This window comes from Methylorubrum rhodesianum, from assembly GCF_014199985.1.
Taxonomy (GTDB): domain Bacteria; phylum Pseudomonadota; class Alphaproteobacteria; order Rhizobiales; family Beijerinckiaceae; genus Methylobacterium; species Methylobacterium rhodesianum.
Window position 1 is genome coordinate 196,842 of the sequence record NZ_JACHOS010000005.1, and the last position, 17,102, is coordinate 213,943.

Genomic DNA, 17,102 nt, shown 5'->3' on the forward strand with positions numbered 1-17,102 from the left:
ACGGTTCCGGGCCGAGGCTGCATGACCATCGACGTCGACGTTTCCCTCCGCCGCGACGGATTCGCGCTCGACGTCGCCTTCAGCGCCGGCGCCGGGCTCACCGCCCTGTTCGGGCGCTCGGGCTCGGGCAAGACCACGGTGATCGACCTGATCGCCGGCCTGATCCGGCCGCAGCGCGGGCGCATCGTCGCCGACGGCACGGTGCTGCTCGACACGGAGCACGGCATCCGCGTGCCGGTGCATCGCAGGCGGATCGGCTGCGTGTTCCAGGAAGCGCGGCTGATGCCGCATCTCAGCGTGCGGCAGAACCTGCGCTTCGGCCGCTTCTTCGCCCGCGGAACAGGGGGGCCGACCCTCGACGCGGTGGCGGATCTCCTCGGCATCGCTCCGCTTCTGGAGCGGCGCCCGGCGGGCCTGTCGGGGGGCGAGCGGCAGCGGGTGGCGATCGGCCGGGCCCTGCTGGCGCGCCCGCGGCTGCTGCTGATGGACGAGCCGCTCTCGGCCCTCGACGAGGCCCGCAAGCGCGAGATCCTGCCCTATATCGAGCGGCTGCGCGACGAGGCGGGCCTGCCCATCGTCTATGTCAGCCACTCGGTGGCGGAGGTGGCGCGCCTCGCCTCCACCGTGGTGGTGCTGGAGGCCGGCCGCGTGGCGGCGAGCGGCCCGGTCGACACCGTGCTGCGCCGGCCCGACCTCATCCCCGACGGCGCGGAAGCCGGCAGCGTGCTCGCCATGCGGGTCGAGCGCCACGATCCCGAGATCGGCCTGACGCGCCTGACCGGACCGGCCGGCCCCCTCGACCTGCCTCTGATCGACGCCCCCGAGGGCCGCCGCCTCAATCTGCGGGTGCCTGCCCGCGACGTTCTGCTGGCGCTCGCCCGGCCCGGGGATCTGAGCGCCCGCAACGTCCTGCCGGGCCGCGTCGCCGCGCTGCGGGAGGAAGGGACGGCCTGTCTCGTCGAGGTGACCTGCGGGGAGGCGACGCTCGCCGCCCGCCTGACCCGCGCCTCCGCCCGCGACCTGGGGCTCACGGTCGGGCGCCCGGTCTTCGCGATCGTGAAGAGCGTGGCACTCGATGCGGGAGGCGCGCCGGGCGGCGGGCGGATCGAGATCTGAACGACCAACCCGAACGGAGGCCTTCGGACTCTCGGAAAAGTCGGGTCACCGCAACGGCCTGGCGCATCGTCCTGGCCCCGATTTCCGGGTCGATACGGTGAGACGATACATTGAGGGGAGGATGGCGACGCGCGGCACCGGTCGGGAAGCCAGCCTGCCTGCCCGATCCTCCCTGATCCTCCAGGAAGGTGGGTTCGGCTCCGCTCAGGCGCCGCGCGCGCCCGGAGAGACGGCGCTGCGGCCGCCTCGCGTCGTCGGATCCCGGCGCCGACCTTTCAAACGATGGCGACTGGCACGCGCTGCCGCCGTGCCGTCATGGACACGCGTAGCGGAAGCGTCCCCGCGCAGCCGGCAGGGCCGCGAGCCGATCGAGTCCCCGCTCCATGTCGCGGGCACCCGCCTGCCAGCGGTCGCGGATCGAGGAGGGCGAGAAGTCGAAGCTCTTCGACGCGAGCTGGTCGGCGCCGGCCCGGTAGACGAGGTGCAGCAGCGTCGCGACCGGCCCGTCCGGATCGAGCCGCTCGCGCAGCGCGTAGTTGCGCCGGAGCCCCGCCACCGCGCGCCGGGCGGCGCTGGCGAAGATGAGGTCATTGGCCCGCTCCAGCACCGCGTCGAGCGAGCGCGGCGGGTCGGCCTGCAGGGAGAACAGATCGAGGGCGATGCAGAGCAGGTCGCGGGTCGGCTCGGGCTCGAACAACGGGTCGAGGGGCAGGTTGTTGGTGTAGCCGGCATCGCACAGCAGCCGCCCGTCCACCTCGACCGGCGGAAAGGCCGGCAGCAGGGCCGCGCTCGCGAGGATGTGCTCGGGCCGGATCCTCTGGCGGGTGTTGTCGAAGAAGACCTCCTCGCCGGTCGCCACGTCGATGCAGGCGATCGTGAGCCGGATCTCGGCCCGGTTCAGGCGCTCGAAATCGACCAGCCGCTCCAGCGTGTCGAGCAGGGGCCGGTGATCGAACAGGGCGACGTCGTTGGGCACCCAGGGCAGCGCCGACCACAGGCCGGGATAGCGGTGCGTGAAGATGCTCGGCCGCCCCCAGGCCAGCGTCAGGAGCGAGTGCAGGGCGTTGTAGTACTGCCGCGGCTTGAGGAGGTCGGTGCCGGAGAGGCCGGTCTGCAGGGTCGCCTCGTTCCAGAACCGGTGGAGCCGCTCGATCCGGTCCTCCGGCGCATTGCCGGCGATGATCGCCCCGGTGATCGCGCCCATGGACGCACCCACCAGCCAATCCGGCCGGATGCCGCGGGCCTGCAGAACCTCGAACGCCCCGGCATGGTAGGCGCCGAGCGCATTGCCGCCGCCGAAGACGAGGGCGATGTCGCGCGGTTGGGATTCGGTCTGCATTGATCGGACGAACCTTTCATCTTCACTGTGGCCCCACACTTAGGCGGGCGGTTTAACCGGCCGGCGCGGGACAGGGTTCGGTACGGGGTGGGCGGAACACCGGACAGACCGGCGAGGATTTCGTGAGCCAAAATGCCCCCGGCGAAGTTTCGATGGGAGCGACCGGATCGCCGGAAGCCCACATCGGAGTTCGAGATGTCGTCCACGCCGGCCCTCGCGCACAGAACGCCCGTCCCGTCCTCGCCGGCCCCGCGTCAACCCGCCCAGGTTCCACCACCGGTCACGCCGGGTCTGCGCGGCCTGCTCACCCTGGCCGTCGGCGTCGTGGTGATCGCCTCGCTGTATTTCGGGCGCGAGGTGTTCATTCCGCTCGTGCTCGCGGTGCTCCTCAGCTTCGTCCTCGCCCCCGTCGTCGCCTTCCTGCGCCGGATCCGGCTCGGGCGGGTGCCCTCGGTGATCGTGGCGGTGCTGCTGGCGCTCGGCGTCATCCTGGGCATCGGCGCCGTGATCGGCACCCAGGTTGCGACGCTGGCCGGCGACCTGCCGCGGTATCAGGCGACCGTACAGACGAAGATCGCCGGCCTGCAGGAGGGCGTCCTCGGGCGTGCCAACCGCCTGCTGCAGCGGATCAACCATCAGGTCCACGACGCCTCGCAGAAAGCCTCGGCCGCCGGCACGACGGCCGCGACCCATCCCGGCGGCGAGACCCCGAAGGCGCAGCTGGTGCGGGTGCAGGAGCCCGATCCGTCGCCGCTGACCCTCGCCCACAACATCCTCGGCCCGATCGTCGAACCGCTCACCACCGTCGGCATCGTGCTGGTCGTGGTGATCTTCCTGCTGATGCAGCGCGAGGATCTGCGCAACCGCCTGATCCGCCTGTTCGGATCGAGCGATCTGCACCGCACCACCGTGGCCATGGACGACGCCGCGGGGCGGCTCGGCACCTATTTCCTGGCCCAGCTCGGGATGAACGCGGCCTTCGGCCTGCTGATCGGGATCGGCCTGTGGCTGATCGGCGTGCCGAGCCCGATCCTGTGGGGTGTGTTCGCGGCGCTGATGCGCTTCGTGCCCTATATCGGCGCCTTCATCGCCGGGCTGCTGCCGGTGGCCCTGGCGGCGGCGGTCGATCCGGGCTGGTCGATGGCGGTCTGGACCGCCCTCCTGTTCCTCGTGGCCGAGCCGCTGTTCGGGCACGTGATCGAGCCGCTGCTCTACGGCCACTCGACCGGCCTGTCGCCGTTCGCGGTGATCGTCTCGACCCTGTTCTGGGGCTTCCTGTGGGGGCCGGTCGGCCTGATCCTGGCGACGCCCTTCACCGTCTGCCTCGTCGTGCTCGGACGCCACGTCGAGAGCCTGGAATTCTTCGACGTGCTGCTCGGCGACAGGCCGCCGCTGACGCCGGTGGAGAATTTCTACCAGCGCATGCTGGCGGGCGATCCGGACGAGGCGCGCGACCTCGGCGAGCAGATGCTGAAGGAGCGCTCGCTGTCCTCCTACTACGACGAGGTGGCGCTGAAGGGCCTGCAGCTCGCCGCCAACGATTACGCCCGCGGCGTCGTCTCGGGGGCGCAGCTCGAGAACATCAAGACCTCCTGCCAGAACCTCGTCGAGGATTTCGAGGGGCGGCCGGACGAGGAGCCGAAGCAGGAGGACAAGAGCGGCGGCCCGGCGGACGTGCCCTCGCTCGCCGAGCAGGCGCACCCGAAGAACGAGGCGGTGCCGGGCCTGGCGCCGCCTCCGGAGCAGCGCGCCCCGGCCTGGCGCGGCGAGTCTCCCGTCCTGTGCATCGCCGGGCGCGGCCCGCTCGACGAGGCCGCCTCGACCATCCTCGCCCAGCTCCTGCGCAAGCACGGCCTCGGTGCCCGCACGGTGCCGCATGAGGCGGTCGCCCGCGGCCGCATCGGCGAGCTCGACCTGTCGGGCGTGGCGATGGTCTGCATCTCCTACCTCGACATCAGCGGCAGCCCGGCGCATCTGCGCTACCTGCTGGAGCGTCTGCGCCGCCGGGCGCCCGAGGTGACGATCCTCGTCGGGCTCTGGCCCGTCGGCGAGCGGGTGCTGACCGACGCGGCGCTGGGGCGGGAACTCGGCGCGGACGTCTACGTCTCGTCCCTGCGCGACGGCGTCGAGGCCTGCCTCAAGGCGGTCGACGCCACGCAGGACAGGCCGGAGGCGGCCTGAGCCCACCGCCTCACAGCGCGCTGGCGAGGGCGAACAGCGCGAGCCCGACCGCCATCCACGTCACGTAGTCGCCCACCAGTCCGCTATGCAGCGCCTGGAGCGCGCGGAAGCCCGCCCGCTCCGCGCGCGTGACGGCCCGGGCCGGACGGTGCAGGGCGCGGCGGCGCAGCAGGGCGAGGGCGAACAGGGCTGCGGTAAGGCCCAAAGGGACGAGGTTGACCGAGCCGCCCTCGGGCAGGGCGAGGGGCGGGGCGGAGGGGTCGTGCAGCCGTGCCGTCGCCGCGCCGAGGAAGGGCAGGGCGGCCCCCGGCGGCACCAGCGCCAGGGCGACGAGGGCGAGCGCGGGAAACGCCATCAGCCAGACCGGGCGGTCGGGCTTCTCGTGCTCGCGCTCGGTCGGCGCCAGCAGTTCCGGTCCCGGCACGCCGCTGGCGCGCAGGAAGATACGGGCGGCGGCGCGCAGGATCGCCGCCCCGGTGAGCGCAGTGGCGAGCGTGGTGATCGCCTGGGCCGGTGCGCTCGCCGAGCGTTCGATGAGCCCGGTCGCGCCGTGCATCAGTCCGAGCGGCAACCCGCCGAGCAGGAGCCCGCCGCCGATCATGGCGAGCGCCGGCGCCCACAGGCCCCGGCCCTGGCCGTAGAGCACGATCTCGTCCGCCGATTGCCGCAGGGACAGGAGCGTGCCGGCGACCATGAACAGAGCGCCCTTCGTGAGCCCGTGGCCGAGGATGTAGAGCAGCAGCCCCGCGGTGGCGGTGTCGGTTCCGGCGCTGAGCGCGGTCAGCATGATCCCGAGATGCGAGATGGTGGAGAAGGCGAGGAGCCGCTTCAGGTGGCGCTGCGCGAAGGCCATCACCCCGGCCACCAGGGCCGTGGCGAGCCCGAGCCCGTGCAGTAGGCCGTGCACGAGGCCGGTCACGTCGGCACTCCCGGAAAAGACTTGGGCGACGAGCTTGGCGAGGCCGAACAGGCCGAGGCTCACCATCGCGCCGGAGAAGATCACCGAGACCGGGCTCGGCGCCACCGCGTGGGCATCGGCGAGCCAGAGATGGAAGGGCAGGATCGCCGCCTTGGTCAGCAGGGCCGCGGCCACCAGCACGAAACCGCCGGTGAGAACCGGGTCGGAGCCGGTCCGGGCCACCGCTTCGCCCATGGTCGCGAAGTCGAAGGTGCCGGTGCGGGCGTAGAGCAGGCCGGTGCCGGCGAGCATCAGGAAGCTCGCCAGCGCGTTGGTGACCGTGAAGGTGAAGGCGCCCTCCAGCGCGCTGCGGCCGAGCGGATAGGCGGTGAGCGCGAAGGCCGCGATGCTCATCAGCTCGAACCAGACGAACAGGTTGAACAGGTCTCGGGTCAGGCAGAAGCCGACCATGGCCGCGAGGAAGAGCAGCATCAGCACGTGGAAATGCGCGTGCTCGGTGTCGAAATAGCCCCAGGCGAAGACGAAGGAGGCGGAAAACATCAGGCCGCAGAAGGCGGCGAGCGCCGCGCTCGCCGGATCGGCCTGGAAGCCGATACCGAGGACCACGCCGGGCCGGTGAGCGGCGTCGGGCGTCCAGCCGCCGAACCAGTGCCGCACCGGCCCGTCGAGGCTGGCATGGGCGAGGCCGAGGCAGATCGCGCAGACGGCGAGCGCCACGAAGATCGCCACGATCTTCGGCAGCCGGGGCGGCAGCCAGTGGGCGAGCGCCAGCATCAGCGTCGCGGCCCCGAGCGGCAGCAGTACCGCGACGGGCAGGAGCGTCTCGGAGAGGCTCATTCGGCGGAAGGCGGCGGCGGGCGCAGGGGGCGCAGGGCCTGCGGGTCGAGGGTGCCGCGGCGGCGCTGCACCTGGATCGCGATGGCGAGCAGGAGCGCCGTGACGGCGGCGCCGACGACGATGTCGGTGAGCACGAGCGCCTGCACCACGGGATCGACCGCGGGCGTGCCGGGCGGGTGGTCGTAGAAGACCGGCGGCCCGGCCTCGCGGACGTAGCCGAGTCCCAGAAGCAGCACGTAGGTCGCCGACTGGCACACCGTCAGGCAGCCGACGAGGTGGACACAGTGGCGCGAGGTGACGATGCCGTAGAGGCCGACCGCGAACAGCCACGCGGCGACGAGCCAGGGAAGGGCACTGATCGGCAGGGCGCCCGGCGACAGGGTGCTCATCGGTCCTCCTCGTCGGAGATGGGGTCGTCGCCGGCCTCGCGGGTCTCCTCCAGGAACTCGACGAGCAGCAGGCCGAAGCTGCCCGCCACCGAGAGGGCCACCGCGGCGTTGACGAGGACCATCAGGCCGCCGGAATAGAGATCCCTGAACTCGCCGAGCGGCAGCCGGTTCTGGAGCGCCGGATGGCCGGCGAGCAGCGGCAGGCCGGCGCAGAGCACGAACAGGAGGGCGCCGCCGCCTTCCAGCGCGACGAGCACCGGGGGCGGAACGAGCGCGCGCCAGCCCGCGTAGCCCTCGCCGAGATAGAGCAGCAGCAGGCCGGAGGCGGCGATCACGCCGCCCTGGAAGCCGCCGCCGGGCGTGGTCATGCCGTGGAGCGCCACAGAGAGCCCGACCATCAGGGTCAGCGTCGCGAAGATGCGGCAGACCAGGACCGTGGCGTCGGCCCGTGGCGTCACCGGCCGGCCGGGCAGGCGACCGGCCCGCGCGGTGTCGTGCTCGCCGCGGGCCCCGCGCAGCAGCACCGTCGCCCCGGTGACGGCGCAGAGCAGCATGCATTCCTCGCCCAGCGTATCGATGCCGCGCAGGTCGAAATTGACCGCCGCCACCATGTTGGCGACGTGGCGCAGCTCCGGCGCCAGGGCGTTGACCGTCTGGCCGAGGGCGGCGGTCGGCGCGCCGAATGCGGGCAAGGTCAATGCGACCCGCAGGACGGCCGGCGCCAGGACCAGCAGGGCCAGCGCGAGCAGGAGGAGACGCCAGCGGGGCGTCATCGCGGCCGTCCCGGCGCCATCATCTCTTGGCGCGGTCCATGCGGATGGCGGCCAGCGCGGCCAGGAACAGCAGCGGCGTGACGGCGGTGCCGACGGCGATCTCCGAGAGGGCGACGTCGGGCGCCTGGAGCGCAAGGAACAGCAAGCCGAGGACGAGCCCGTTGCCGGCCATCGCGAAGATCTGCCGCCGCGGATCGCGGGACAGCACCACGAGGAGGCCCGACAGGGCGGCGAGGAGCAGGAGCGCGGCAACGAGCAGGGTCATCGCCGCTCCCCATCGCGGATGTGCAGGGCATGTCCCGTCACGTGGCCAAGGAGCGCGCCGATCAGCAGGATCGCGAGCCAGATCGCGGCGCATTTGAGCACCCGCGGCGAGAGGCCGTCGGTCAGGCCGGCGGCGAGCAGAACCGCGCCGCCCCCGGCGACATTGACGAAGGTGACGGCGTGCAGCCGCTCCAGCGGCGTGCGCAGTCGCCAGAGGGCCGCCGCGGCGATCCAGGCGGAAAGGACCGCCAGCGCGAGGCAGAGCGCGACGCCCAGGCTCACAGCCAGCGCTCCTGGAACAGCGCGAAGAGCAGGGTGCCCGGCAGCGTCAGCACCGCGAGAATCAGCGCGAGGTCGATGGTCGCGGGCTGATCGAGGGCGAAGCTCAAGGCGACGAGGAGCAGCGTCGCGAGCGAGGTTGCGAACTGCACGGCGACGAGGCGGAACCGCAGGGCGGCGCGCCCGCTCGCGACCACGGCGAGGGCGAAAGGCGGCAGCAGCGCCAGGGCCGCGGCGAGCCAGAGTCCGGTCATGCCAGCCACCTCATACCAGCCATCTGGGATCGGGCGCGGGGCCGGGCCGGCCCAGCGAGTGGACCAGCGCCTCGTCGCGGCCGGGATCGGCGCGCAGGACGAAGCGGTCGGGGGTGAGCGAGGCGAGGAGCACGGCGCAGGCCCGGCGCCCGCGCTCGCCCGGATCGGTCTCGGGGCCGTGCGCGAAGGCGCGGCGGAGCGCGTGGCCCGGCTGCGCACCGGAGACCGCCGCGCGCAGAAGCACCCGCCCGGTCCGTACCGTCGCCGGGAGGAGGCCGGCGAGCGCCCGTCCGCCCTGGCGGAGCGTGCCCGCCGGAAAGGCGTAGCGCCGCGCCGCGTGCCCCCGGATGCGCCCGGCCCAGGCCGTCATCAGGCCCGCGACGATCGCGCCGGTCAGCGCCTCGTGCAGTCCGGCTTGGCCCGCCAGCCCCAGATAGAGGGCGAGCAGCCCGAACCAGATCGCGCCCGTCCGCAGCATCATCGTGGCGTCCCTTTCCCTCGGGCTAACCCGGCGGGACGCCTTCCTGTTCTGCCGATCGGTCTTCCGTCGCGCCGGTGGAGGATCGTCGCAGCAAGCCTCGGCCCGCCCCTCGACACGGGGCGGGCAAGGTCGAGGACGCGGGTTGCAGGGCAGGAAAATCGGTGCAATAGCCCCGCCAGGGTGCGCGGTCCGACAGTCGGACCGGCAGGTTTTCGCGCTGGTCGGGCCGCCAGCGGCAGGAAAGCTGTGCCTGTGTCGTCACCCACCCGTCGTCCTCTGTCGTCCCTGCGTGCCTTGCTGACGAGTGCGGCAGGGGGCGGTGTCGTGCTGATGGCCAGTGCCGCGCTGGCCCTGATCGTCGCCAACTCGCCGCTGGCCGATGCCTATTTCGGCGCACTCAAGACCTATCTCGGTCCGTTATCGGTGCTGCACTGGATCAATGACGGCCTCATGGCCGTGTTCTTCCTGCTCGTCGGCCTGGAGATCAAACGCGAGTTGCTGGACGGCCGGCTGCGCACCTGGCCCGACCGGATCCTGCCGGGCTTTGCCGCGCTCGGCGGCATGCTGCTCCCGGCGCTGGTCTATGCCTCCGTCAACTGGCACTCGCCGGAAACGCTGCGCGGCTGGGCGATTCCGGCCGCCACCGACATCGCCTTCGCGCTGGGTGTGCTCGCGCTGCTGGGCTCCCGCGTGCCGGTTTCGCTCAAGGTGTTCCTGACCGCGCTCGCCATCATCGACGATCTCGGCGCGGTGATCATCATCGCCTTGTTCTACACGGCCGATCTGTCGCTGCCGATGATCGGCGGAGCGGCCCTGACCCTGGCGGTGCTCTATGGGCTGAACAAAGCCGGGGTCAGCCGCCTGTGGCCCTACCTCGCTCTCGGGCTGGTGCTGTGGGGCTTCGTGCTCCTGTCGGGCGTGCACGCGACCATCGCCGGCGTTCTCCTGGCTCTCACGATCCCGCTGCGGCTGAGCGTCGGCAAGCCCGACGACCCGACCTCGCCGCTGCACATCCTCGAGCACGCCATCCAGCCCTGGTCGGCCTTCCTCGTCCTGCCGATCTTCGGCTTCGCCAACGCGGGCGTGTCCCTGGCGGGGTTCAGCCCGCACATGCTGCTCGACCCGGTCACCCTGGGCGTGGCGCTGGGCCTGTTCCTCGGAAAGCAGCTCGGTGTGTTCGGTTGCGTGCTGGCGGCCGTCCGCTTCGGCTGGGCGCAGCGCCCCGCCGGGGCGGGCTGGATGCAGATCTACGGGGTCGCCCTGCTGTGCGGGGTCGGCTTTACCATGAGCCTGTTCATCGGCCTGCTGGCCTTCGCGCTGCGGCCCGAGCTGGAGGCAGAGACCAAGATCGGTGTGCTGGTCGGCTCGCTCGTCTGCATGGCCGCCGGCGCCATCGTGCTCCGGTTGGCGCCGCAGCACCCCGCCCGCCGCTGAGATCCGTCTCCGCGGCATCGATCGGCGGGGGCAGCCCCGCCCGTCCCTCTCTCTCTGGAAACAGGGGTGATCTCCCCATGCGTCGTCAGTTGCCGAAGCGCCGTCCGGGCGCCATGGAAACTCGTCTGTCCGAATTGCTTCTGGCCATCTCGGGCGTGGTCCTGCTGGCGGCGGTCACCCTGCTGCTGTTGTCGTGGCTGACGGGCGACGCAAAGGGCTTTGTGGCCGGATACCTGCCGACACGGAGTTCGTAGGCTCCGCTCCCTTCAATCCGGCGACCCATGGCAAATCTGACCGCGACGCTGCACGACCTGTACGAAGGCGATACGGGCCGGGCGCACCGCTTCCGTTACGCTCTGCTCGTGTTCGACGTGGCGACGATCGCCTTCGTCATCGTCACCTCGTTCCTGCCGTTGATGCCCTGGATCATCGTCTGTGACGTGCTGCTGGGCCTCTGTGTGCTGCTCGACTTCGCCGCCCGTCTCCGCATCAGCCGCGCGCCCCTGCGCGAGTTCCTGCACCTGAGCACCTGGACCGACGTGATCGCGATCGCCTCGTTCCTCGCTCCTCTGGTTGTCGAGGGCGTCGGCTTCCTGCGGATCCTGCGCACCCTGCGCCTGCTCCGGACCTATCACCTGCTGGAGCGACTGAGGCAGGACAGCAAGCTGTTCCGCCGCAACGAGGACGTCATTCTGGCCGCCACCAACCTGGTGGTGTTCGTGTTCACGATGACCGGCATCGTCTTCGCGACGCAGCACAACACCAACCCGGCCATCCACACGCCGATCGACGCGCTCTACTTCACGGTCACCTCGCTGACGACGACGGGCTACGGCGACATCACCCTGCCGGGACCGACGGGTCGGCTGCTCTCGGTTTTTGTGATGATCTGCGGCGTGACGCTGTTCTTCCGTCTCGCCCAGGTGTTGTTCCGTCCCTACAAAGTGCGCTTCCCCTGCAACGCCTGCGGTCTGCAGCGCCACGAGACCGACGCCGTGCACTGCAAGGCCTGCGGCAACCTGCTGAAAATCCCCGACGAGGGGGCGAACTGAGCCCCGTCGGGGCTAGGCCGGGGGTGAGCGCTCGGAACGCCGGATGAAGGGGGAGGGCTGCAACGCGACGAGTCGCGTGCGGCTCCCCGTAGGGTCAGGCCGAGCGGATGCCGGTTCTACCGGAAATTCCGCGCCCGCACCGGCAGCGCGGACGCCCTCGGGTCGGGCCGGACGCCCTGGCCGGTCTCGTCGCCGCGGCCGGTGCGGAGCGCGATGGTCTCCTCGTCCTCGCCGATCCGCCGCAGCAGGCCGGAGCGGTCGTAGAGCTCCGCCGCCACGAGGTGGACGACCGCGCCGGAGCGCTGCACCCGTCCGCGGCACGCCATCAGCCGGGCGCCGAGCACGACCCGGCGCTGCCGGTCGAACAGTTCGGGGCGGACGATCAGGTTGGCGATGCCGGTCTCGTCCTCCAGGGTCATGAACATCGTGCCCTTGGCCGAGCCCGGCCGCTGGCGCATCAGCACGAGCCCGGCCACGACGATGCCCGCCCCGTCGCGCGCCCGATCCAGCGCCGCGCAGGGCTGCGCGCCCAGACCGGTGAGGGTTTCGCGCAGGAAGGCGAGGGGGTGCGCGCGCAGGCTGAGGCCCTTGGCGCAGTAATCGGCCACCACCTCGCCACCCGCGCTCATCGCGGGCAGCGACACGGCGGGTTCGGCTCCTTGCGCCGGGTCGGCTCCCTTGGTTTCAGATAAAGCGGTGAAGAGGGGCAGGGGATCGGGACGCAGGGCCTTGGCCGCCCAGGCCGCCTCGCGCCGGCTGAGGCCGAGCGAGCGGAACGCGTCGGCCCGCACGAGGCAGGTGAGGGAGGCCGCCGGAAGGCCCGCCCGGTCCGACAGCTCGGACAGGGCAGCGAAGGGCCGCCGGCCGCGCGCCGTCACGAGGCGCTGCCCGTCCCGCTCGGGCAGGCCGCCGGCGAGGCGCAGGCCCAGGCGCACCGCGAACAATTTTCGGCCATCACCGAGGGATTCCAGGGTGCAATCCCATTCCGAATAATTCACGTCGAGGGGACGGATCACGACGCCGTGGGCGCGGGCGTCGCGGACGATCTGCGCGGGGGCGTAGAAGCCCATCGGCTGCGCGTTGAGGAGCGCAGCGCAGAAGACGTCCGGGTGGTGGCACTTCATCCACGAGGAGGCGTAGGCCAGGAGTGCGAAGGAGGCGGCATGGCTCTCCGGGAAGCCGTAGGATCCAAAGCCTTCGAGCTGCTTGAAGGTGCGTTCGGCGAAATCGCGCGCGTAGCCGTTGGCGACCATGCCCTCGACCAGGCGGTCGTGGAAGCGGTGGACGCCGCCGGTGAACTTGAAGGTCGCCATGGAGCGGCGCAGCTCGTCGGCTTCCGTCGCCGAGAAGCCGGCGGCCACCATCGCCACCTGCATCGCCTGCTCCTGGAATAACGGCACGCCCAGCGTCTTCTCCAGCACCGCCTTCAGCTCAGGTGTGGGGTAGGTGACCTCTTCACGCTTCTCCCGACGGCGGATGTAGGGATGGACCATGTCGCCCTGGATCGGGCCGGGGCGCACGATCGCCACCTCGATCACGAGGTCGTAGAAGGTCTTGGGCTTCATCCGCGGCAGCATCGCCATCTGCGCGCGGCTCTCGATCTGGAACACGCCGAGGGTATCGGCGCGCCGGATCATCGCGTAGGTCGCGTCGTCCTCCGGCGGGATCGAGGCGAGGTCGTACGGGTCGTTCTTGACCTCGGCCAGAAGGTCGAAGGCGCGGCGCAGGCAGCCGAGCATGCCGAGCCCGAGCACGTCGACCTTCATGAATTTCAGGGCGTCGATGTCGTCCTTGTCCCATTCGATGACCTGACGGTCGGCCATCGCCGCGGGCTCGACCGGGACCAGCTCGTCGAGGCGGTCCAGCGTCAGCACGAAGCCGCCGGGATGCTGCGAGAGGTGGCGCGGCGTGCCGATCAGCTCGCGGGCGATCTCGAGCGTCAGGCGCAGGCGCCGGTCGTCGGGGTTGAGGTTGAGTTCGCGCAGCTCCCGCTCGCCGACGCCCTCGCTGCTCCAGGACCAGGTCATGCGGTTGAGGGCGCCGGTCACGTCCTCGGGCAGGCCCATCACCTTGCCGACCTCGCGGAGCGCCCCCCGCGAGCGGAAGCGGCTGACGATGGCGGTGAGCGCCGAGCGGTGGCGGCCGTAGGTCTGAAAGATCCACTGGATCACCTCCTCGCGGCGCTCGTGCTCGAAATCGACGTCGATGTCGGGCGGCTCGCGGCGCGCCTCGGAGACGAAGCGCTCGAACAGCAGGTTCTGCTGCATCGGGTCGATCGAGGTGATCCGCAGGCAGAAGCAGACCGCGGAATTGGCCGCCGAGCCGCGGCCCTGGCACAAAATCTTCTGCTCGTTCGCGAAACGGACGATCGATTCGACCGTGAGGAAGTAGGGCGCGTAAGCCAGGCGCCCGATCAGGTCGAGTTCGTGGCGCAGCTGGCGCGCCACCGCCTCCGGCACGCCGTGGGGATAGCGCGTCTCGGCCCCGGCCCAGGCCAGCGTCTCCAGGCGCTCCTGCGGCGAGAGCCCGTCCTCGCGGACCTCGGTCGGGTAGGTGTAGGCGAGGTGGTCCAGCGAGAAGGTGCAGGCGGCACTGATCTCGCCCGCCCGCGCCAGCGCCTCGGGGAAGCGGGCGAACAGGCGCGCGGTCTCCTCCGGGGGTTTGAGGAAGCGGTCGGCGTGACGCTCCTTGGCGAAGCCCGCCCGGTCGATGGTGAGCCCGAGCCGGATACAGGTCACCACATCCTGCAGGCGCCGCCGTCCCGCGACGTGGTAGAGGATGTCGCCGGTGGCGACGGTGGGCACCCGGGCGGCCCGCGCGGCGGCGGCCACCGTATCGAGCCGGTCCGCGTCGTCGGGCCGGAAGCGTCGGGTCAGCGCGCAGGAGGCGCGGGCGCCGAACGTCTTCTTGAGTTGGACGAGCGCTGCGGAGAGGCCGGGCTCCGGATGCTCGGCCAGCAGAATGGCGAGAAGCCCCTCCTGCCATTGTTCGAGATCGGCCCAAGTCAGGCGGCAGCGGCCCTTGCCACCCCGCGCCTTGCCCAGGCTGAGCAGGCGGCAGAGCCGGCCATAGGCGGCGCGGTCGGTCGGATAGACGAGCACCGGCAAAGAGTCGTCGAGGTCGAGCCGGCAGCCGACGACGAGGCGCACGCCCGTCACCTTCGACGCCTGATGTGCCCGCACCATCCCGGCGAGCGAACCGTGATCGGTGACGCCGAGAGACGGGATGCCGAGCAGAGCCGCAGCGGAAAAAAGCTCCTCCGGGCTCGATGCCCCGCGCAGGAAGGAGAAGTGCGTCGTGACCTGAAGCTCCGGGATGGTCATGTTGATGTGCATCACGTCCGACCGAAGTCGGACGTGATGCGTTCGGCGGACCACCGCCGCCCCGCGGTCGCGGGGGCGGCCAGCGATGGATCATCGCCGGCCGGTTTCATGCCTCGCCGAGCCCGTGCAGCCACCAGCGCCCCTGCGCCTCCATCGGCCCGTCGCGAAACAGCCAGAAGCGCTCGCCGTCTTCCGTCTCGACCCGGTAATAGTCACGGGTGAGGTCGGTCTCCGCCTCCGCCACCCACCACTCGCCGAGGATGCGCTCCGGCCCGTCGGCCCGCGCGATGCGGTGACGGATGTTGCGCCAGACGAAGAACAGGGGCGGCGCGTCGGGGATCTCGGCCACGGCCGAGACGGGTTCGGGCGGCGCGAGGAGGCGGACCGGGCGGGGCAGGTCGGCGGGCCAGACCGCGCCGAGAGGGGCGGCGAGCGCCGGCACGCGCCGCACCGCCCGCTCGGGGAGGTCGCTCTCCACCGGCGCCAACCGGTAGACGCGGGCGGCGCCGAGGCGCACCAGCAGGGTATCGACCAGAGCGGCGAGGTCCGGCACCTGCGGGCCGGCAGCGAGATGGCTCGCGAGATGGCTTTCCTGGGTCTCGGCCAGCGGCTCGACGCGGGAGGCGGTCAGAACCGCCTCCTCGATGCCGAAGCCGGGATCGACGAGGGCGAGGCGCTCGGCCAGCAGCCGGGCGAGATGGGCGGCATCGCGGCTCGGCCTCGCCGTGCCGATCCGGATCGCCTGGTCGAGGCGGTCCACGCGGGTGAAGACGAGATCGAGCCGTCGCGTCCCGAGGCCGCGCCGCTCCAACTCCGAAACGAGCCGGGCGCAAAGATCGGCGGTGACCCGCTCCAGACTCTCGCGGGCACCGACCGGTTCGGCGAAGCGCAGGGCCGCGCGCGGGGTCTCGGGCGCGGCGAGCGCCGTCAGCGGCTCCGGCTCGCGGCCGAGCGCCCGGTCGAGGCGGAACAGCAATTCGGGGCCGAAGCGCAGCCGCAGGGCGGCCCGCGGCTTGTCGACGAGCTGGCCGACGCGCGTCAGGCCGACATCCCGAAGACCGCGCAAAGCCTCGAGGCCGAGCCGCAGGGCCGCCATCGGCAGGGGTGCCAGGGCCTGCGCCGCGCCCCCCGGCGGCACGATCCCGCCCGCGCCGAAGCGGGCCAGAGCCCAAGCGCAGCCCGGCGTGTCGGCGAGCGCGAGCCGCGCCGCGATGCCCGTTCGCTCCAGGCGGGCGGAGAGATCGGTGAGCAAGGATGCCTCGCCGCCGAAGAGATGGGCGGCGCCGGCGACGTCGATCAGGAGCCCGTCGGGCGGATCGATCGCCACGATCGGGGCGTAGCGCTGGCACCACAGGCCGAGCCGTTCCAGCGCCGCCGCGTCCGCCTCGGGGGCGGCCGGGACCAGGTGGAGGCCCGGCACCAGCGCCCCGGCATGGGCCGCGCTCATGCCGGGCGACAGGCCGAGGCGGCGCGCGGCCGCGTCCACGCCGGCCAGCACGCGCCGGGCGCCGTCCTGCGCCACGGTGGCGAGCGGCTCATCGGGCGGCGCGGCGCTGGACCTGCTCCGGCGCAGCCGGTCGGTCGGCCAGGCCGGCAGGTACAGCGAGACGACCCTGGGCATCGCAGGCCTCCACGATCCAAGCGCCCGGGGACCCGCCGCGGCTGCGCTGCAATTCGAGCCGCCAGCGCGGGCGGCCCATATGACGGTCCGTGCGACGGTTCATGCTGTCCGAGGGAGCGGGCGCCACCCGCCAGCGGGTTCGGGCGGCGGAGGGCTCCGGATCGGCGGCCTCGCCGGCGCAAAGGCGGTGCACGACGAGCGCGGTGACGCCGGACCCCTCGGCCGCGAGCTGCAGCCGGCGGGAGGGGGTGAGCGTCATGCGGGTAAGCTCGCCGACGACGCCGGCCAGTCCCCGATGGCGCAGGCCCTCCTCCATGGCCGGCAGCACCTCGGCATCGCGCCACGTCTCGCAGTAGACGACCCGGTCGGGGTGGAGGCCGACGCGGGCCAGCGCCGGAGCGAACAGGTCGCGGCTGTGCAGGCACCACAGCACCGGACCGTCGAGCCGAGCCAGGATGCCGCCGGCGAACAGCACGGCGGTGGCAGCGTAGCGCCCGCGCGGGCCGCCCTCGTGGATCTGGTGGAGTGCCCCGCGCGCCAGCCCGCCGCCGGGCAGGGCCGCGTCGAGCTCCGCGACGCCGAAGGGCAGGGTGGGGACGGCCTCGGTCCCGGCGCCGGACCCGGCACCAAGCCCGGCGGGTTCCGTCAGCCGACGAAGCTCGGCCAGCGTCGGCGCGTCGGGGGAGCGGGGAGGGGGCATGGGTCCGGGTACGGGGGTTGGCGTTCGCGGCTGCTTTTAGAACAAAGAGTGAACACACCTGAGCCGTAACCCGTCAACCGCCCATTCGTTGCCATCCCTGTTGAAAATGCGGATTTTATTCCGGACTTTGACTTGACCAC

Annotated in this window: 16 protein-coding genes; 5 read left to right on the forward strand and 11 right to left on the reverse strand. The window is 72.0% G+C overall.

The genetic code is table 11. From position 1 onward, the window contains the following. Window positions 1-21 precede the first annotated feature (21 nt). Window positions 22-1,116, forward strand: a complete 1,095-nt coding sequence (gene modC / locus HNR01_RS09400; RefSeq protein WP_183667518.1) for a molybdenum ABC transporter ATP-binding protein — start codon at window positions 22-24, stop codon at window positions 1,114-1,116. Window positions 1,117-1,429: 313 nt separating this feature from the next. Here the strand turns inward: modC and HNR01_RS09405 are convergent, their stop codons facing one another. Further along, a complete protein-coding gene (locus HNR01_RS09405) occupies window positions 1,430-2,455 on the reverse strand; it encodes a patatin-like phospholipase family protein (RefSeq protein WP_183667519.1) in 1,026 nt (341 codons plus the stop codon). A gap of 195 nt (window positions 2,456-2,650) precedes the next feature. On the opposite strand from HNR01_RS09405, the gene HNR01_RS09410 reads away from it, so the two are divergent. Beyond that, window positions 2,651-4,636 (forward strand): AI-2E family transporter, encoded by a 1,986-nt coding sequence (locus HNR01_RS09410; RefSeq protein WP_183667520.1) that lies wholly within the window; start codon window positions 2,651-2,653, stop codon window positions 4,634-4,636. Window positions 4,637-4,646: 10 nt separating this feature from the next. On the opposite strand, the gene HNR01_RS09415 is transcribed toward HNR01_RS09410, so the two are convergent. The 7 genes from HNR01_RS09415 to HNR01_RS09445 are packed head-to-tail and all read right to left on the reverse strand — an operon-like array spanning window position 4,647 to window position 8,832. After that, the gene (locus tag HNR01_RS09415) at window positions 4,647-6,392 is read right to left on the reverse strand and encodes a complex I subunit 5 family protein (RefSeq protein WP_183667521.1); all 1,746 of its coding nucleotides are present in this window, start codon (window positions 6,390-6,392) and stop codon (window positions 4,647-4,649) included. Next, on the reverse strand, window positions 6,389-6,781 hold the full coding sequence (locus HNR01_RS09420; RefSeq protein WP_183667522.1) for a sodium:proton antiporter: 393 nt from the start codon (window positions 6,779-6,781) through the stop codon (window positions 6,389-6,391). The genes HNR01_RS09415 and HNR01_RS09420 overlap by 4 nt, the downstream gene beginning before the upstream one ends. Further along, the gene (locus HNR01_RS09425) at window positions 6,778-7,554 is read right to left on the reverse strand and encodes an MnhB domain-containing protein (protein ID WP_183667523.1); all 777 of its coding nucleotides are present in this window, start codon (window positions 7,552-7,554) and stop codon (window positions 6,778-6,780) included. Before HNR01_RS09425 ends, HNR01_RS09420 begins: the two co-directional genes overlap by 4 nt. Before the next feature lie 19 nt (window positions 7,555-7,573). Next, the gene (locus HNR01_RS09430; protein ID WP_153873127.1) at window positions 7,574-7,819 is read right to left on the reverse strand and encodes a hydrogenase subunit MbhD domain-containing protein; all 246 of its coding nucleotides are present in this window, start codon (window positions 7,817-7,819) and stop codon (window positions 7,574-7,576) included. Then, window positions 7,816-8,100: a monovalent cation/H(+) antiporter subunit G gene (locus tag HNR01_RS09435; RefSeq protein WP_017483528.1), complete on the reverse strand. Its 285-nt coding sequence runs from the start codon at window positions 8,098-8,100 to the stop codon at window positions 7,816-7,818. Before HNR01_RS09435 ends, HNR01_RS09430 begins: the two co-directional genes overlap by 4 nt. Beyond that, the gene (locus HNR01_RS09440; RefSeq protein WP_017483529.1) at window positions 8,097-8,351 is read right to left on the reverse strand and encodes a monovalent cation/H+ antiporter complex subunit F; all 255 of its coding nucleotides are present in this window, start codon (window positions 8,349-8,351) and stop codon (window positions 8,097-8,099) included. The genes HNR01_RS09435 and HNR01_RS09440 overlap by 4 nt, the downstream gene beginning before the upstream one ends. Before the next feature lie 10 nt (window positions 8,352-8,361). Next, complete coding sequence (locus tag HNR01_RS09445) at window positions 8,362-8,832, reverse strand: hypothetical protein (protein ID WP_183667524.1); 471 nt, start codon at window positions 8,830-8,832, stop codon at window positions 8,362-8,364. A 246-nt stretch (window positions 8,833-9,078) separates the two neighbouring features. On the opposite strand from HNR01_RS09445, the gene nhaA reads away from it, so the two are divergent. From nhaA to HNR01_RS09460, 3 genes are all read left to right on the forward strand, one after another. Further along, window positions 9,079-10,266, forward strand: a complete 1,188-nt coding sequence (nhaA, locus tag HNR01_RS09450; protein WP_183667525.1) for a Na+/H+ antiporter NhaA — start codon at window positions 9,079-9,081, stop codon at window positions 10,264-10,266. Between the two features lie 77 nt (window positions 10,267-10,343). Beyond that, the gene (locus HNR01_RS09455) at window positions 10,344-10,520 is read left to right on the forward strand and encodes a hypothetical protein (RefSeq protein ID WP_183667526.1); all 177 of its coding nucleotides are present in this window, start codon (window positions 10,344-10,346) and stop codon (window positions 10,518-10,520) included. 27 nt (window positions 10,521-10,547) lie between these two features. Continuing rightward, window positions 10,548-11,318, forward strand: a complete 771-nt coding sequence (locus tag HNR01_RS09460) for a potassium channel family protein (RefSeq protein WP_183667527.1) — start codon at window positions 10,548-10,550, stop codon at window positions 11,316-11,318. A 116-nt stretch (window positions 11,319-11,434) separates the two neighbouring features. Here the strand turns inward: HNR01_RS09460 and HNR01_RS09465 are convergent, their stop codons facing one another. The 3 genes from HNR01_RS09465 to HNR01_RS09475 form a co-directional block, all read right to left on the reverse strand. Further along, window positions 11,435-14,641, reverse strand: coding sequence for an error-prone DNA polymerase (locus HNR01_RS09465; protein WP_246753330.1), 3,207 nt, complete (start codon window positions 14,639-14,641; stop codon window positions 11,435-11,437). A gap of 106 nt (window positions 14,642-14,747) precedes the next feature. Further along, window positions 14,748-16,262, reverse strand: a complete 1,515-nt coding sequence (locus HNR01_RS09470) for a DUF6504 family protein (RefSeq protein WP_183667529.1) — start codon at window positions 16,260-16,262, stop codon at window positions 14,748-14,750. Next, a complete protein-coding gene (locus tag HNR01_RS09475; RefSeq protein WP_183667530.1) occupies window positions 16,177-16,962 on the reverse strand; it encodes an ImuA family protein in 786 nt (261 codons plus the stop codon). The genes HNR01_RS09470 and HNR01_RS09475 overlap by 86 nt, the downstream gene beginning before the upstream one ends. Between the last annotated feature and the right edge of the window lie 140 nt (window positions 16,963-17,102).

Bases quoted from the DNA above. Each gene is read 5' to 3' on its own strand.
- HNR01_RS09475 (WP_183667530.1), bottom strand. From the start codon at position 16,962: ATGCCCCCTCCCCGCTCCCCCGACGCGCCGACGCTGGCCGAGCTTCGT.
- HNR01_RS09465 (WP_246753330.1), bottom strand. From the start codon at position 14,641: ATGACCATCCCGGAGCTTCAGGTCACGACGCACTTCTCCTTCCTGCGC.
- HNR01_RS09430 (WP_153873127.1), bottom strand. From the start codon at position 7,819: ATGACCCTGCTCGTTGCCGCGCTCCTGCTCCTCGCCGCCCTGTCGGGC.
- HNR01_RS09470 (WP_183667529.1), bottom strand. From the start codon at position 16,262: ATGCCCAGGGTCGTCTCGCTGTACCTGCCGGCCTGGCCGACCGACCGG.
- HNR01_RS09445 (WP_183667524.1), bottom strand. From the start codon at position 8,832: ATGATGCTGCGGACGGGCGCGATCTGGTTCGGGCTGCTCGCCCTCTAT.
- HNR01_RS09455 (WP_183667526.1), top strand. From the start codon at position 10,344: ATGCGTCGTCAGTTGCCGAAGCGCCGTCCGGGCGCCATGGAAACTCGT.
- HNR01_RS09415 (WP_183667521.1), bottom strand. From the start codon at position 6,392: ATGAGCCTCTCCGAGACGCTCCTGCCCGTCGCGGTACTGCTGCCGCTC.
- HNR01_RS09425 (WP_183667523.1), bottom strand. From the start codon at position 7,554: ATGACGCCCCGCTGGCGTCTCCTCCTGCTCGCGCTGGCCCTGCTGGTC.
- HNR01_RS09460 (WP_183667527.1), top strand. From the start codon at position 10,548: ATGGCAAATCTGACCGCGACGCTGCACGACCTGTACGAAGGCGATACG.
- modC (WP_183667518.1), top strand. From the start codon at position 22: ATGACCATCGACGTCGACGTTTCCCTCCGCCGCGACGGATTCGCGCTC.
- HNR01_RS09440 (WP_017483529.1), bottom strand. From the start codon at position 8,351: ATGACCGGACTCTGGCTCGCCGCGGCCCTGGCGCTGCTGCCGCCTTTC.
- HNR01_RS09410 (WP_183667520.1), top strand. From the start codon at position 2,651: ATGTCGTCCACGCCGGCCCTCGCGCACAGAACGCCCGTCCCGTCCTCG.
- HNR01_RS09420 (WP_183667522.1), bottom strand. From the start codon at position 6,781: ATGAGCACCCTGTCGCCGGGCGCCCTGCCGATCAGTGCCCTTCCCTGG.
- HNR01_RS09405 (WP_183667519.1), bottom strand. From the start codon at position 2,455: ATGCAGACCGAATCCCAACCGCGCGACATCGCCCTCGTCTTCGGCGGC.